This is a genomic window from Ensifer sp. NPDC090286 (assembly GCF_044769565.1).
Classification (GTDB): domain Bacteria; phylum Pseudomonadota; class Alphaproteobacteria; order Rhizobiales; family Rhizobiaceae; genus Ensifer.
Window position 1 is genome coordinate 12,501 of the sequence record NZ_JBIVYF010000004.1, and the last position, 15,727, is coordinate 28,227.

Annotated in this window: 15 protein-coding genes and 1 pseudogene; 3 read left to right on the forward strand and 13 right to left on the reverse strand. The window is 60.1% G+C overall.

Annotated features, from left to right (window positions below):
- Positions 1–8: 8 nt before the first annotated feature.
- Both ACIQUG_RS20635 and ACIQUG_RS20640 read right to left on the reverse strand, forming a co-directional pair.
- A pseudogene (locus ACIQUG_RS20635) lies at positions 9–1,024 on the reverse strand (IS3 family transposase); the annotation flags it as partial.
- 100 nt (positions 1,025–1,124) lie between these two features.
- A complete protein-coding gene (locus tag ACIQUG_RS20640) occupies positions 1,125–1,931 on the reverse strand; it encodes a hypothetical protein (protein ID WP_402323766.1) in 807 nt (268 codons plus the stop codon).
- 312 nt (positions 1,932–2,243) lie between these two features.
- Here ACIQUG_RS20640 and ACIQUG_RS20645 point away from each other — a divergent pair, with 312 nt between their 5' ends.
- Together ACIQUG_RS20645 and ACIQUG_RS20650 are read left to right on the forward strand one after the other, a co-directional pair.
- The gene (locus ACIQUG_RS20645; RefSeq protein WP_402323767.1) at positions 2,244–2,489 is read left to right on the forward strand and encodes a CopG family ribbon-helix-helix protein; all 246 of its coding nucleotides are present in this window, start codon (positions 2,244–2,246) and stop codon (positions 2,487–2,489) included.
- On the forward strand, positions 2,486–2,776 hold the full coding sequence (locus ACIQUG_RS20650; protein WP_402323768.1) for a type II toxin-antitoxin system RelE/ParE family toxin: 291 nt from the start codon (positions 2,486–2,488) through the stop codon (positions 2,774–2,776). Before ACIQUG_RS20645 ends, ACIQUG_RS20650 begins: the two co-directional genes overlap by 4 nt.
- Before the next feature lie 454 nt (positions 2,777–3,230).
- On the opposite strand, the gene ACIQUG_RS20655 is transcribed toward ACIQUG_RS20650, so the two are convergent.
- The 11 genes from ACIQUG_RS20655 to ACIQUG_RS20705 form a co-directional block, all read right to left on the reverse strand.
- The gene (locus ACIQUG_RS20655) at positions 3,231–3,563 is read right to left on the reverse strand and encodes a type II toxin-antitoxin system RelE/ParE family toxin (protein ID WP_402323769.1); all 333 of its coding nucleotides are present in this window, start codon (positions 3,561–3,563) and stop codon (positions 3,231–3,233) included.
- Entirely contained in the window at positions 3,563–3,838 is a 276-nt protein-coding gene (locus ACIQUG_RS20660) for a type II toxin-antitoxin system Phd/YefM family antitoxin (protein ID WP_402323770.1), read from the reverse strand. Before ACIQUG_RS20660 ends, ACIQUG_RS20655 begins: the two co-directional genes overlap by 1 nt.
- A 461-nt stretch (positions 3,839–4,299) precedes the next feature.
- The gene (locus tag ACIQUG_RS20665; RefSeq protein WP_402323771.1) at positions 4,300–5,295 is read right to left on the reverse strand and encodes a GlxA family transcriptional regulator; all 996 of its coding nucleotides are present in this window, start codon (positions 5,293–5,295) and stop codon (positions 4,300–4,302) included.
- 91 nt (positions 5,296–5,386) lie between these two features.
- A complete protein-coding gene (locus ACIQUG_RS20670; protein WP_402323772.1) occupies positions 5,387–6,733 on the reverse strand; it encodes an NAD(P)/FAD-dependent oxidoreductase in 1,347 nt (448 codons plus the stop codon).
- Between the two features lie 60 nt (positions 6,734–6,793).
- Positions 6,794–7,705: a dihydrodipicolinate synthase family protein gene (locus ACIQUG_RS20675; RefSeq protein WP_402323774.1), complete on the reverse strand. Its 912-nt coding sequence runs from the start codon at positions 7,703–7,705 to the stop codon at positions 6,794–6,796.
- A gap of 109 nt (positions 7,706–7,814) precedes the next feature.
- Positions 7,815–8,852, reverse strand: coding sequence for a glycine betaine/L-proline ABC transporter ATP-binding protein (locus tag ACIQUG_RS20680; RefSeq protein WP_402323776.1), 1,038 nt, complete (start codon positions 8,850–8,852; stop codon positions 7,815–7,817).
- Positions 8,845–9,732: an ABC transporter permease gene (locus ACIQUG_RS20685; RefSeq protein ID WP_402323777.1), complete on the reverse strand. Its 888-nt coding sequence runs from the start codon at positions 9,730–9,732 to the stop codon at positions 8,845–8,847. Before ACIQUG_RS20685 ends, ACIQUG_RS20680 begins: the two co-directional genes overlap by 8 nt.
- Positions 9,733–9,821: 89 nt before the next feature.
- Complete coding sequence (locus tag ACIQUG_RS20690) at positions 9,822–10,823, reverse strand: ABC transporter substrate-binding protein (protein WP_402323778.1); 1,002 nt, start codon at positions 10,821–10,823, stop codon at positions 9,822–9,824.
- Between the two features lie 103 nt (positions 10,824–10,926).
- Positions 10,927–12,273, reverse strand: coding sequence for an NAD(P)/FAD-dependent oxidoreductase (locus ACIQUG_RS20695; protein WP_402323779.1), 1,347 nt, complete (start codon positions 12,271–12,273; stop codon positions 10,927–10,929).
- Between the two features lie 3 nt (positions 12,274–12,276).
- Complete coding sequence (locus ACIQUG_RS20700) at positions 12,277–13,161, reverse strand: dihydrodipicolinate synthase family protein (RefSeq protein WP_402323780.1); 885 nt, start codon at positions 13,159–13,161, stop codon at positions 12,277–12,279.
- Positions 13,162–13,163: 2 nt separating this feature from the next.
- The gene (locus ACIQUG_RS20705) at positions 13,164–14,657 is read right to left on the reverse strand and encodes an aldehyde dehydrogenase (protein WP_402323781.1); all 1,494 of its coding nucleotides are present in this window, start codon (positions 14,655–14,657) and stop codon (positions 13,164–13,166) included.
- 339 nt (positions 14,658–14,996) lie between these two features.
- Between ACIQUG_RS20705 and ACIQUG_RS20710 the strand changes: the two genes are divergently transcribed.
- Positions 14,997–15,710 (forward strand): GntR family transcriptional regulator, encoded by a 714-nt coding sequence (locus ACIQUG_RS20710; RefSeq protein WP_327496180.1) that lies wholly within the window; start codon positions 14,997–14,999, stop codon positions 15,708–15,710.
- Positions 15,711–15,727: the final 17 nt, after the last annotated feature.

Below are 15,727 nucleotides of genomic sequence, written 5' to 3' on the forward strand. Positions count from 1 at the left end.
GAAACAGGATTGAAGTCATCCGCCCACTCGGCGATGGCACTGCGGGCATGATCGAGGCCGAAGAACAGGCTCTCGTTCAGCAGTTCGTCGCGCATCCGGCCATTGAAACTCTCTACATAGCCGTTCTGCATGGGCTTTCCTGGCGCGATGTAATGCCACTGGACCTTATGATCCTTCGACCAGGCAAGAATGGCGTTCGAGGTGAATTCCGTGCCGTGGTCAGAGACGATCATGCCGGGTTTGCCACGCCTCTCGATGAGAGCCGTCAGTTCCCGCACCACGCGACGCCCAGAGATCGAGGTGTCGGGGATGGCGGCTAAGCATTCGCGCGTCACATCGTCGACGACATTGAGAACGCGGAAGCGCCTGCCGCAGGCGAACTGGTCATGCACGAAATCCAGCGACCAGCGGGTATTGGCCTTCGCCTCGACCAGGATCGGTGCACGCGTGCCGACGGCACGCCGCCGGGCTTTCCGCTTGCGAACGGAAAGTCCTTCCTCGCGATAGAGCCGGTAGATGCGATTGACCCCGGACAGTTCTCCGTCCCGCCGGAGGAGGACGAACAGTCGCCGATAGCCGAAACGCCGCCGCTCATTGGCGAGGTCACGCAGCTTCGCCCGCAATTCTACTTCCGGCGGTCGACTTGACCGATAACGGATCGCCTTGCGGTCGGCGGATATGATCTGGCAGGCCCGTCGCTCCGAGAGGCCCATCACGGCCTTCAGATGCGCAACGGCGTCACGCTTGGCGGCAGGCCCTACCATTTTTTTGAAAGAAGCTCGCGAAGTGCGGCTGTATCCAGCATCTGTTCGGCCAGCAACTTCTTTAGCTTGGCGTTCTCGTCCTCGAGCGCCTTCAGACGCTTCGCCTCGGACACTTCCATGCCGCCGTATTTGGCCTTCCAATTGTAAAAGGTCGCTTCTGAAACACCGTGCTTGCGGCAAAGATCAGCGGCTTTTGCGCCTGCCTCCTGCTCCTTCAGCACCGCAATAATCTGCTCTTCCGTAAATCTCTGCTTCTTCATTCGTCCGTCCTCAATGGGCCGGACTCTAATCCATTCTGGAGGAAATTCTCAGGGGCAGGTCACCGCGCAACCAGGTGCCGGAATTGCGTTGGGCTGCAAACTATACGCATCCAAATCGGCGCTGCGCAACTTCGCGAATAAGACGTACATCGGCAGTAGGTGTTACTGGCAGCAATCCATGGGGATCCTCCAGCTTGTCCTTAATGTCCAAGAGCACCACAAGAGCATCTCGTGCGGCCCCTTGTTCCCGGTCTCTGGAGTTGCAGAAGATCGTAACTAAGCGACATCCTAGTTCATCATCGGCGTAATTCTTGAAATATACATCGCTTAGAAAAATCGCGGCTGCCCGGCTACCGTACCACGCATCCTGGTCGGACATTATGAGGCTGCGAACGAGTGACCGATAACGTTCGATGAGGCCTAAGTAGCGGCAAAGGCACTTGAGCGCTAGGTCACCAAACTCTTCGGCTGAGTCACCATAAAGAAACGACTCGATAAGACCGGCATCGGCCTCCCCCCCTCGCAGAGCGACAACGTAGAGCGCCGCTCCTATGTCACCACCGCCAGATCCCAGTGTTTCTCGCGCTAGGTTCAGTTCAGCTAATGTCACCTCTCCCGGGGCCACCCCTTGTACTTTATCTCTCGCGCGGGCAAGCACATCAACGCCCATTTCGTCCACTCCCTGATCGATTCTGGGTGGCTTTCCTATCATGCGATTCTTGCGTTGTTCTTCCTTGAAGCGCTCGATTTGCCAGATCAGCGGATTTCGCAGGGCCTCGGCGCTTGGGCGGTCGAGCAAAACCTCGATCGTGTCGCCGGTGGAGGATGCCAAGTCCAGAGTGCCCAAAAGCGGATATTGGGACACGACAGCAACGGTAGTGTTCCGAAACTCGGCAGTGATGACCAACGGTTCCTCCCCATAATGTGCGCAAAAGCTAAAATACAAGACTTTAGCGAGGAGATAAAGGTCACCGGCGCTGTGCTCAGGAGGTGGCAATTAGCATGACCTACGGTGGTGGGCCCGGCAGGACTCGAACTTTCAACCAGTCGGTTATGAGCCGACGAGTCTGACTGTGAGCCACCCCCATCAGAGAGTTTCTAAGCACAGCAAAACCGATGGATCAGTCCCCTAGCCGATGCTTTGAAGAAGGTGTCGTGAACCTTGACGCACCAGAGTGGTTCACCGATAATCAAAGTGAACCAAGGAAAGTTACGTCCGATGACTGCGTTTACTGTGCGTATAAAAGATGAAACTGCGAGCAAGCTGGATCAGCTCGCTGCGAAGCTGGATCGGTCCCGCTCTTATATGGCTGCCGAAGCCATTGAAGCTTTCGTTGAGCAGCAGGAATGGCAGCTTGCCGAGATTGAAGCGGGATTGGCCGAGGCCGACCGGGGTGAATTCGCCAGCGATGAAGATGTGGCGAAAGTCATCGGGAAGTACCTCAAGTCTGCCCGCCAATCATGAGTGGGAAGCGTATTCGCTGGACGCTTCGGGCGTTGCGGCGGCTTGATGAGATCGGCGCGTATATCGAACGAGACAATCCGGATGCTGCGGCCCCCGTCGTGGCGCGGATTGTCTCTGCCGTGGATGCGTTAGCAGAGTACCCTGCCAGTGGGCGGCCTGGTCGTATCAAGAGCACGCGCGAGCTCGTGCTGGCTGACATTCCCTACATCATTCCCTACCGCGTAAGTCGGGACGTCGAGATCCTGACCGTCATGCACGCTCACCAGCAGTGGCCGCAGGTTCTCTAGTGACGACCAACAAAATGCGTCGACGCGACGAGCGATGATCCGCTCGTCAGCCTGCCCGCTACGACAAGGTGACCATTCCCGGCTCGGTCCGAAAAGACGGCGCTCGTGCTACCCCCTGCCAAGGACATCGTCACTGCTAGTCAAAATCAGACGGAAGTGCAGGTTTTAGATGGAAAATCTGGAAGTGATCAGCCCAATCTTGGTTTTCAGTTGCGAGTGGATTGCATGACGATTGTGCCACTTTTTTCCCGTTCTGTGCGTTCAGGATCGCATAATGTATCGACTGGAGCGTACTGTCGAACAAGCTTCACGTCCGACCGCCAAGGAGGTCTTCGAGTTTCGAGAGTAGCCTAGCATTTTAACGGCACGGTTGAGCTGCGATTGATGGAGTCGTCCGACCAGACTGAGCGCAACCGAAGTCAGGTCGCGATCGGTTGACCTTGAGGGATTGTTCTCACCTTGCTGTGCGAAACAGGTGCCTTTCAAGCAATGACTGCATGTCTCGGCGCCCGTCGGCGACGCAGTAAATGATCACATCCGAGCCGAGGATCCGGTAGATCATTCGCCACGGTTTGTGGTGTAGCTCGCGGTATTCGGTGATTCCGATCGGTGCGAGTTCCTTTGGAACGTTCCCTCGAGCCGGCATATCCTCTAAGCTCGAGGCGGCGGCCTCGAGTTCGCCCAGTATCCGATCTGCTGTTTCTACGCCGTCGCGGTTGGCAATGAACTGGTAGAGGTCCTCGATATCTTGTTCCGCGTCCTCGGAGAGTAAAACGGTATAAGGCATCAGGATCGGGAAACGCGTTGTCGGATCCGCTTGAATGCTTCGGATGCGCGATCGACCTTGCCCGCTTCGACTTGCTTGTTGGTGAGCGCCAGCACCTTCAACAGAGCGATTGTCTCTTGGGTTTCCTCGTAAACGCTAACATCTTGGAGCACGGCTCTTGCCTCGCCATGTACTGTGAGTACGACAGGCTCGCGATTTTCAGCCAGCGAACGAACGATCTCGGGCGCATGCGCCTTGAGATAGCTGATAGGTTTTACCTGCTGCGAAAGCTTCATACATTGGTCTCCAATTTGACCAGAAGATAGACCTTTAAATGGTCGAAGGCAATCTTTTTGCCCAGCTGATGAGGCGGCAAAGGAGTACTTGTTTGATATTCTCTGGATGTGGACATTGACATCAACGCCTTGGGCGGTGTTCACAGGACCTGTGACCGGCGGCCTAACCGCTAACACCCCACTCGAGGCCTCAGCTTTCGGCAAGCTGCAACGGTGGTCTGAATGGGGGAAATGCGGGCGCGATGCTGCCATTCACAGGCTTTAGTGTGGACGTAGCCTCAGGTGCGGACAGAACCGTCCTTCCACGAGCTCTGCAGGCTTATTGCCAGGATGTTCACCTTCTGGGCCAAAATTATCGCATAATCTATCGACCGGAACGTCCACGAAAACCTAATCGCGCTTGGATCGTTTGCTCGACGACATTCTTGTCACGCGCCGCTAGCATTGTGACGGCCGCTGGATCATATCGACCGCTCTGCTCTGAGCCGGCTCGGCGTTTGTCCATAGGTCTTTGCGAAAATCCTGGAGAAGTGGCCGGCACTTTCGAAACCGACTTCGAGGGCGATTTCGATCAGCGAAGCATCGGTCTGGGTGAGAAGGTACTTGGCACGCTCCAGCCGGAACTTTCTGTAGACAAGCGCCGGCGACATTTTCGCCTTTTCCATGAACAGCCGCTCGAGCTGTCGGCGCGACAAACCGACCGACGAGGCTAGGTCAGGGATCGAGATCGTGTTTTCCGTATGCTGTTCCATGATGATGAGGGCGGCGTTCAAACGTGGGTCGTTGATCTCGATCTCCAGCGGCCTTCTTGTCTGAACATGAAGGTGCGAGCGCGCCTTGTCGATCTGCAGCACTTCAAGGGCGTTCCGCTCGGCTTCCTTGCTGATGTGCAAGCGAACGATCTGAGCGGCCATGTCGGCCGCACTGCTGCCGCCGGCGCAGGATCCACGGGTGCGGTCCAGATTGAAGAGGCGATCCGAGCGAACCTTCAGATCGGGGTAACGCTCGCGGAAGGCTTGGTAGTGGAGCCAGCTGACACACACATTGTGTCCGCCCATCAGGCCAGCATCGGCCAGAATGAAGGTGCCTGTGCACAGGCCGATCAACGGCACTTTTCGCGCGGCCGCCTTCTTGATGAACCCGATCGTCTCGTCGTCGATCGGGTTTTTGCTGTTGAGCAGGCCGCCGACCACGACGATGTAATTGAATTGGCTGGGGTCGACGAGATCGGATGTCGGCGCCACCTGGACGCCGCAGCTGGACGCGATTAGATGCCGCGTGTTGCCAAGCACCTGCCAGTCGGCGCGGATCCGGCCGGACTTGTCGAGTTCGTCGCTTGCGAGCCGGAGCGTGTCGACGAAAAGGGCGAAGGCGGAAAGGGTGAACGATCGCGCAAGCACGAAACCGATCTTCAGGCGGTTCGTCGCCGGTGTATTGGATTTCAGGGCCGTCGTCATAGCAATCTATCCTCGCCGCCCAGGCTTCGGTTGGCATGTATGGAGTGTCCATCATGGCGGGGCCTCGCCCAAACGCGCGTCTGATGGCGCATCATCCCTCTCGACCCGCGCGCAGTTCCTGCAATCGGATCGCCGAGTTTATCCCGATCCACGCAATCGGCTCGGGTGGGAGCCGGGCCGGGCCCGGATGGTCCATATATTCCGCGAGCTCCTGAGAAGCGTTCCCAGTCGCCAAATCGGCGGCCATGATACCGGCAAGCGTGCTCTTGACGGTACCGAGCCCATTCTCGCAGCACGCGGAAAAGAGCCCTTCGTCGATCTCGCCAAAGGCCGGCACGTGATTGAGGCTGAGGCAGAGACGGCCCGCCCAATTGTGCTCGAACGGTATTCCCTCGAGATCAGGGAATCTTGCATCCATTGAACGGCGATGCGCTTGTGCCATCTTTGCGAGGCGGCTTTCCGAAAGGGCGAGCGTCGTGTCGTAGGTGTATTTGGTGCGGATCGCGATGCGCGACTGACCGCCTGAGGTGATCTTGCGCACGGTCGCGCCCATCGCGTCGGCCGGAAGCAACGCCCAGCGATCCCGACCGGAAGCCTTGTGGCCGAAATCATCTGCCGGAAACGGCGCCGTCATCGAGGCGTAGGCGAAGATGTGCATCAGCCGCCCGCTGAAATGGCCGAAGTCTTCCACGTGGCCGTTGACGCCCAGGATGACCTTGGGCGCGCTTGCCGAGCCACGTGCCGTCACTGCCGTCCAAATCCAGTTGTCGCGCTTGAGCGACGTCACGGGAGATCGCTCGAAGAGATCGAGCTCGCGTGAAAGCCCGGCAGCGAACCGGCGCACGTAGTCCGCCGGTTGGATCAGGACGGCACCAGGAGTGTAGAGCCCGCCGAGGTAATAATTCGACCCTGTTATCTCCCGCATCTCGGCGGCGTCGAGAAAGGTGTGCTTCTCGTCCGCAGCCTTGAGCGAATGGCCGAAATTCACATTGAGCTTCATGCCGCGCACTGTCGCAGCCGCATTGATCTTGCCTGCGGGATCGAAGGTCTCGCGCGACATTCCATAGGCTTCAGCCGCTTGGCCGGCGAACTTGATGGCGTATCGGTTCTGGGCCATTTCCCGGCGCGTGCTGTCGGCACCTCCGCTTGAATATTCGCCAGATGACAGGTTGTGCGGCACGTCGATCATGTAGCCGGAGTTCCGGCCCGACGTGCCCTTGCCCACTTCGCTCGCCTCGAGAATGACGACCTTGTCTTCGGGACGCAGTTGCAGCAGACGGCGCGCTGCAGAGAGACCGGCAAAGCCCGCGCCGATGATCAGCCAGTCCGCGTTCACGTGGCCGTCGAGAAAGCGGAGCGGAAACGTACGCCGGCTGATCGCCTCCCAGCCCGAGATGCCATTTTCGATAGGCAAACGTTTGACGGGCCGCGTGATCATCGGATCGACGCTCTCTTGGGTTGGCGCAACCTGCCGATCGTTTTGGTCGCGATTGTTCGCTCACGCATGGCGATTTCCTGCCACAACTTGCGCGACATCGCGTTTCAGAGTCGCGACGATCGTCTCGAGGGTTTCCTTCTCATTGGCGTTGAGCGGACCGAGCGGCGCGCGGACCGGTCCCGCCGGTAGGCCGGACAGTTCGCAACCGTGTTTGATCGACTGGACGAACTTGCCGCATTCGAGGAAATCCATCAGCGGCAGCATCGCTTTCATGATCGCGCGTCCCTTGTCGAAGTTCTTGTCGATGACGCAGGCCTCATAGAGGGCGACATGTTCCTTCGGCAGAAAGTTGGAGCCGGCGCAGACCCAGCTTCTTGCGCCCCAGGCGAAGAATTCGAGCGCCTGATCATCCCAGCCGCAGGAAAGCGCGATGTTCGGATACTTGCGGGCGAGCAGGTGAAGATTGGCCATGTCGCCGGAGCTTTCCTTGATGGCCACGACGTTTCTGGATTCGCTGACGCGGGAGAAGTAGGCGTCTCCCATCATCACGCCCATGCGGGCCGGGTAGTTGTAGAGCATGATCGGCAGACCCGCCGCCCGATCCACCGTCAACGCGTGAACCGCATTCTCCTCCTCCGTCGGCAAGGCGTAGGGCGGCGATGATACGAGAATGGCGTCGGCGCCGATCTCCTTGGCCGCCTTGGCGAACGCGACGGAGTCTTCCGTCCTGGTGGCGCCCGTCCCCACGACGAGCGGCAGTCGTGAACCGATCACATCCTTGGCGAGGGCGGCGAGATTGAAACGCTCTTCTGCGCTCTGGGCGTAGTATTCACCGGTCGATCCGCCAATGATGATGCCGTGAACGCCCGCTTCGATGAGGGACTCGAGCACGGCTGCAAAACCCTTGCGGTCGATTTGCCCGTCTTGCCCGATCGGCGTGATCGCCGGGGTGTAGATGCCTTCGAACTTCATGATGTCTATCTCCTCGATAGGCCCGTAACTTGGGCGAGGGGCTTTCGCTGCGGCAACGCTTGGCCCGGGCTCCTGGGTTTCGGTTGAATGCGGGCGGGTCTCCCGCCGCTCAGTGCGGCGATACGACCGCTGCGGCCAGCCGCTTCAGATCGACGGTGCCGACGGGCATGCCGACGGCATCGACCACCACCAGATCCTTGGTGTCCTTGTGCGCCAGGATCTTGAGGGCGGCTTCGATCGTGCTTCCCGTGCTCAGTGTCGCGCCATTGACGGCATGATCGGCGGCGACCGGTGTCATTACGGCCTCGACATGAACAACCCGGCCACGGTTCACCTCCTTGACGAAGTTGGCGATATAGTCGTCCGCTGGCCTGAGGACGATGTCCTGGCTGGTGCCCTGTTGGATAACCTCGCCGTCGCGCAGGACCGCGATCTGGTCACCCAGCCGTAACGCTTCATCGAGATCATGGGTGATGAAGACGATGGTCTTCTTGATCTCTTTTTGCAGGTCGAGAAGCACGGTCTGCATGTCCGTGCGAATGAGCGGGTCGAGCGCCGAGTAAGCCTCGTCCATCAGGAGAACCGGCGCGTCGTTGGAAAGCGCACGGGCAAGCCCGACACGCTGCTGCATGCCGCCGGAAAGCTGATTGGGATACTTGTTTTCAAAGCCCTTCAGCCCCACGCGCTCTATCCATCGCATGGCGATATCGACGCCTTTCGCGCGCTCCACCCCCTGAACCTCGAGGCCATAGAGGGTGTTGTCGAGAACGTTGCGATGCGGGAGCAGCGCGAACTTCTGAAACACCATCGCCGTCTGATGGCGCCGGAACTCGCGCAGTTCCGGCTGGGCCATCTTGACGACGTCGACACCATCGACGAGCACTTCGCCGGCCGTCGGGTCGATCAGGCGATTGATGTGCCGGATCAAGGTCGACTTTCCCGACCCCGACAGGCCCATGATCACCTGGATGCAGCCGGAGGGGATTTCGATGTTGATGTCGCGCAAGCCCAAGACATGCCCGTGCCGTTCGTTGAGTTCGGTTTTCGTCAGGCCCTTTTGCACGGCCCCGACATGCGCAGAGGCGTTTGGTCCGAAGATCTTGTAGAGGTGGCGGATCTTGATGCCGCCGAACGTGGTGTCAGCCATGGACGATCTCCCGGTGCTTCTGCAGTCTCTCGCCATAGGCCTGACTGACCCGGTCGAAGATGATGGCGATGCCGACGATGGCGAGGCCGTTGAAGATACCGAGCGTAAAGTACTGGTTGGCGATCGCCTTCAGCACCGGCTGGCCGAGGCCCTGGACCCCAATCATCGAGGCGATGACGACCATGGCGAGCGCCATCATGATTGTCTGGTTGATGCCCGCCATGATCGTCGGTAGCGCCAGTGGCAGCTGCACGTTCTTGAGCTTCTGCCAGCTCGACGAGCCGAAGGCATCCGCCGCCTCCAGCACGTCTTTATCGACAAGGCGAATGCCAAGGTTGGTGAGCCGGATCATCGGCGGGATGGCATAGATAACGACGGCGATCAGCCCCGGCACCTTGCCGATGCCGAGCAACATGACGACAGGGATCAGATAGACGAAGCTCGGCATCGTCTGCATGACGTCGAGCACCGGGTTGACGACCCGCTGCAAGCGGTCGGACCGCGACATCAGAATGCCGATCGGAATGCCGATGGCGATCGACAGCAGCGTGCAGACGAAGATCATCGAGATCGTCCGCATCGTGTCGTCCCACATGTCGAAATACCCGATCGCCAAGAGGGTCACCAGACAGCCGAGCACGACCTTCAAGCTTCTGCTCGCACCCCAGGCGATCGCCAGGATGATGATGATAATAATGGGCCAGGGCGTCTGGGTCATGAAGCGCTCGGAGGCGATCAGGAAGCTCTGGAGGGGTGAAAAGAAGCCCTCGATGACGTCGCCATAGGCGCGCGTGAACGACCGGAAACCTTCGTCGATCGCCTTCTTCAGCGCGCGAAGAGCGTCGTCGTTCATGTGTGGGAATTCATAAAGCCATTCCATTCGGTTCCTCCTTTTTGAAGAAGCCGGCGCAAGTTTCCGATTTTGGCAATGGGTGCGGTATGCCTGGGCTCACCGCACCCGGACGACGCTTAAAGGGCCGATTTGATCTTCTCGGCAGCTTCCGGCGAGACCCATTTCGACCAAACCGCTTCGTTCTCTTCGAGGAAGTGCTTGGCGCCTTCTTCACCGCTTGCCTGATTGTCGGTCATCCAGGCCATCAGTTTGCTGACCGTGTCGTTGCTCCAGGCGCGCTTGTTGAGATAGTCCATCACCTCGGGCCCGACCTTCTCTGAGAACGGCTTGGCGACCAGCGTCACGATCGTATCGACCGGCCAGGCGCTTGGCTTGGGATCCGAGCAATCGGCAACGGTGATGCAGCGTTTCCATTCGGCGGCATCAAGCGGCACGCCTGCGTCTAGCTTGACCATCTCATACTTGCCAAGCAGCGCGGTCGGCGCCCAGTAGTAGCCGGCCCATCCTTCCTTGCGCTCATAGGCCTTGGCGATGGAGCCGTCGAGGCCTGCCGCCGAACCGGTATCGACCAGGGTGAAACCTGCTTTTTCGGCCTCGAACGCCTTGTAATACTGGGCCGTGACGACGGTGCCGCCCCAGCCCTGCGGGCCGTTGAAGATGGCGCCCTTCTTTGCGTCTTCCGGATCGGGAAAGAGTTCCGGATGCTTCAGCACATCGCCAATCGTCTTGATGTCCGGGTAAGCGTCGGCGAGATACTTCGGGATCCACCAGCCCTGCACGCCGCCATCGGGCAGGGGAGAGCCGACCTTGATGATGCGGCCTTCTTCCGTTCCCTTCTTGACGATATCGGGCAGGAGGTCGATCCACGCTTCCGGAGCGATGTCAGGCTGGCCCTTCTCCGCCATCGAAGTGATGGTCGGCACGGTGTCGCCGATGGTGATCTCGGCGCTGCAGCCATAGCCTTCGTTGAGGATGAACTTGTCGAGGTTCGACAGCACCTCGGCGCTCTGCCAATTCATGCTGGCGATGGTCACGCTTCCGCATTCCGCGGCATTGGATACCGATGCTCCGCCAATCAGGCCGAACATCAGGCACGTCGATGCAAGCAGTTTTTTCATTTTTCCGTTCCCTCTTTTGGCGGCGTGTTCCATCAAAGCCGGAGTGCCGCGAGCACCGGCTTAGTTATCGAAAGAACCTGCCGCGCCTGTTCGCGGCGACTATCTACTCGCCACCGGCACGCCACTCGCGAAACGCGAGGTTCGCCTTGGCGCCGATCGTCCGAAACGGCTGGCGAGGCAACGATTTCGGTGCGTCAAAGCGCGCGAAGATTTCGGTCAGACGTGATTTGATGCCGAGCATCAGGTCCGCCGCTGCGATGCCGTTTGCCGTGGCTTTCGTGGCGCCGACGCCGTTGCAGCCGCAGGCCGCAAACAGGCCGGGCTCGATCTCACCGAAGGCGGGCACCGAGTTCCATGTCAGCGCCATGGCGCCGCCCCAGCGAAACTCCATCGGGACATCCGGCAACTGGGGAAAGCGGGCGTGGTATTTCTGGTCATGCTTCACACCCGCGCGCCGCAGGGTTGCCTCGCTCGCCTCGATGTTGTGGTGATAGGTATAGCGGGAGCGGATGAGGATCCGGTCGCCTGCCTGACCCTGAATGCGCCGGACGGTTGTGCCCATCGGAAGCGCCGGTGTCGCCGCCCATTTGCGCTGACCCGGCAACAGGCTCGGATCGAACTCTTTCGTCATCGAGGCAAAGGTGAATACATGGAGAAGCTGGCTCTTAAAGAAGCCGAAGCTCTCCGCATGGCCATTGTTCGCAAGGATGATCCGGCCTGTGTTGATCGAGCCTTGGGGCGACTTGACGAGCCACCCGCGACCGGTGTTTTCCAACTGCATTACAGGTGTGTTTTCGTAGACCCTGACCGGTTCGCGCAGGCTGTCTGCGACGCCGCGAATGTAGGCCGCCGGCTGCACCATGATGGTTCCGGGCGTAAAAAGCGCTGACGTATAGGTGTTCGTGCCTGTCACGCCGGCGATTTCGCGCGCATTGAGCAGCTGGTGCTTTTCGCCAAGTTTCGCCAGTCCCTTGGCATAGTCGATGAGATGCCGGTCGCCCTCGTCGCTGATGGCAACGCTATAGCGTCCGCACGGATCGAAGACCTCGCGGCCCCAGCCCTGTTCCTGAGCAACGGTACTGGCAAGGGCGATTGCGGTGCGGCTGATCTCGATGGCCTCGCGGCTTCTTGCGATCGACTCCCCGCCATAATCCTCGGAGGAGACCTCATGCGGCAGGTCGATGATGAAGCCGGAATTCCGTCCGGCCGCGGCCTCCCCGATGACGCCGGCCTCAAGGACGGCGACATGGAGTGTCGAATCGAGCTCCATGATCCTGCGGGCTGCCGAAAGACCTGCGAAGCCGCCGCCAACGATGACGACGTCAGCGGTGATATGCCCCTCGAGCCGGGGTTTTGCCTGGCGGGGAGGGAGCATCGCCACCCACCCGGAAACGCCCGTGTTCTTCGGGAGCCTCGATGCGACAAAGACCTTTTTCGAGGGCGAGTTCACGGCTCAGGCTTCCCGTTCGATCAGGCTGCCGAGAGCAGCGTGGATGGTTGCGACGCGATCTGTCGAGAGCGGACGGAGCGGCTTGCGCGGCGCGCCGGCACCAAAGCCGGTGAGTTGCGCGGCGGCATACACCGACTGCACATAGTCGCCTTCCCAAATGAGCGACATCGCCGGTTCGAGCAGGGACCAGATGTCGCGAGCCTTGCCCCATTCGCCGGCGGTAGCAGCCGCGACCAGCGCGAGCGCGGTGCGCGGCGCAAAATTGGCGCCGCCCCAGATGAGGCCGCTCGCTCCGGACCAGAGCGCGAAGGGCACGAGATGGTCGGCGCCGTTCATGACCGGAAGGCCGGTACGAATGAGCGATGCCTGCTTGCCGAGATCGCCACTGGAGTCCTTGACGGCGCAGAAGTTCGGGATCGCGCAAAGCTCCTTGAGAAGCTCCGGCGTCACGGTCACGCCGACAGCGTGAGGGACGTTGTAGCCGATGACCGGAAGACCGGCGGCAGCCACCTCCGTGTAGAAATCGATGATGCCTTCATCGTCCGTCGGCCCTTCGAAGAAGGGTGGCAGGACCATGACGCCGTCGGCGCCGCAATCGGCCGCGAACTTCGTTCGCTCGACCACGTCGGCCGTCAGCAATGCCGAGGTTTGAGCGATCACCTTGGCACGACCATTGATGATCCTTGAGCCGCGCCGCACGAGTTCCTTCGATTCCTCTTTCGTCAGATACACGTGCATGCCGGTGCCCGAACTCAAGACGAAGCCGGGTACGCCGAGCGCCAGGTAATGCTCGATGTTCTGCTCGAGCTTGGCGTAGTCGATGCGGCCTTCCGCGTCGAAGGGCGTTGCAATTGCGAGGTTCAGTCCGGGAAACGGGAAGCTGGTCATGATTAGAAGTCCGCGGTTTCGTCGTCGTTGAGATCGAGCCAGATGGTCTTGAGCTGGGTGTATTGGTCGTGGGCGTGGACGGAATTGTCGCGTCCGCCGAAACCGGACTGCCTGTAGCCGCCGAACGGTGTGGTGATATCGCCCTCGCCGAAGGAATTGACGGTAACGGTGCCGGCACGAAGGGCGCGGGCGGCGCGCATGGCCCGTTTGCCGTTACCGGTGAAGACGGAAGCGGTCAGGCCGTACTCCGTCTCGTTGGCGATCGCGACCGCCTCCTTCAGGCTGTCGACGGTGATGACCGTCAGGATCGGTCCGAAGATCTCTTCCTTCGCATGCCGGGCGGCGTTGCTTTCGACCTCAACGATGGTCGGGTGAACGAAGCGGCCCTTGCTGGTTTCGCCACCGTGAAGCACCTTCACCCCATCGCCGAGATAGCTCGCAACCTTCCGGTAGTGCGCCTCGGAGACCAGCGGGCCGACACGGTTGTCCGGATCCAGCGGGTCGCCCACGTGCCAGTTCTTCACCTCGGCAACGATCTTGTCGAGCAGCTTCCCCTTGACGGCGGAGTGAACGATCAGCCGAGAAATGGCCGAGCAATTCTCGCCCATGTTCCAATAGGCGCCGTTGACGATATGCGCGGCGACGGCATCCAGGTCGTCGGCGTCGTCCATGACGATTGAGGGGTTCTTGCCGCCCATTTCGAGGACGACTTCCTTGAGGTTGGACTCCGAGGAATAGTTGAGGAAACGGCGCCCGGTCTCGGTCGAGCCCGTGAACGACACCGCATCGACGTCCATGTGCCGGCCGATCGGCTCGCCGACCTGCGAGCCGGACCCAGTCACCACATTGAAGACGCCGGCCGGGATGCCGGCGTCCAGCGCCAGTTCAGCCACCCGAAGCGCCGTCAGCGACGTCTCTGCCGCCGGCTTGACCACCAGGCTGCAGCCGGCGGCCAGCGCCGGGCCGATCTTCCAGGCAAGCATGAGGAGCGGGAAGTTCCACGGCAGGACCAGCCCAACGACGCCCACCGGCTCGCGAACGACAAGCGCGATGTGGTCGTTCGAGGCCGGAGAGACCTGATCGTAGATCTTGTCGATCGCTTCGGCATGCCAGCGCAGGCAGTTGACGGTCTCGGGCACGTCGACGGTCTGGCAATCCAGGATCGTCTTGCCGCTGTCCAGGCTCTCCATGACGGAGAGCTCGACGAGGTTGTCTTCGATAAGCTGGGCAAGGCGAAGAAGCGCCTGCTTGCGGACGGCGGGATGCTGCTTTGCCCAGCCGGCGAATGACTGCCGCGCGCTCGCAACCGCCGCGTCGACGTCCTCGGGGCCGCAGGCGGGCAAGTCCGCGAGCTTCTCTCCTGTCGCGGGATTGGTCGTGGCAAATGTGCGTCCCGACTTCGCCTCGACCGAGCGGCCGTCGATGATGGCCTTTGAAGGGAAGGTCAGTTTCGACGCGATTTGTTCGTACTGGGCTCTGGTCAGAAGTTCCGTCATTCGTCTGCTCCCATCAATCGTAAAATCATCCGCAACGCTCGACCTGGCTCGATGCTCGTATCGGCCAGCTCTCATAATACAATAGATAGACATTTGATCTACTGTCAATAGACACGTGAAATGCGACGGCAAGGCGGCGCGGCGGCTCCTCTTGCGGAGCGAGCGGCGATGAACGAACATGCAGAAGGACTAACGCGCAAGCGTAACAGGCCGGGCCTTGCGCATCGTCTGAAGAGGGGGCAAAAAGAGCCGCGTGGTCGCAGGGGAGAGTCAACGAAGATCGAAATATGTTGACCAGTCTACTTTTTGTAGACATGGTGCCCGCAGAAGGAGTTTGTCATGGCGCACAATCAAAGCTCACCTGAAGCAGGCGTTGGTCCGGATCGAAAGGCTGCACTGAACCACACTTTGCGCCACCGCATCCTGACGATGCAGATCGCGCCTGGATCGGTTCTGGACGAAGTCGCTCTGAGCGAGGAATTTGGACTATCCCGCCCTCCGGTGCGCGAAGCGATGCGGCAGCTTGCGGGGGAAGGGTTCATCGAACTTGAGGCGAACCGGCCCGCCCGCGTGACCTCGATGAGTTACCAATCCCTTCGGGACTTTTTCTTGATCGCGCCGATGATCTATGTCGCGGCGACGCGGCTCGCCGCCGAACACGCGTCGAAGGCAGATATCGCAGGTCTGCGCGAGATACAGGACAGCTTTCGCGACGCGGTCCACAGCAACGACGTCGACGGGCGCGTCTTCTACAATGACAAATTTCACCTTCGGGTCGGCGAGATCGCGAACAATGCGTACATTCTTCCAAGCCTTCGCCGGCTGCTGATCGATCATGCGCGCATCGGCAAGATTTTCTACAGGCCGAGCAACGCGCGCATGCTGGAGGAGTTGCATGAGGCGTCGCGCCAGCACGACGAAATCATCGATGCAATCGCGAACCACGATGCTGACCGGGCGGAGGCGTTGATCCGCGCGCATCTCGATCTGTCGCGCAAGAACATGGCGATGTATGCCGCTCCGGAAGGGATGGCGATTTCACTCGGCGTGTAACGGGATCTGCGTCGCTG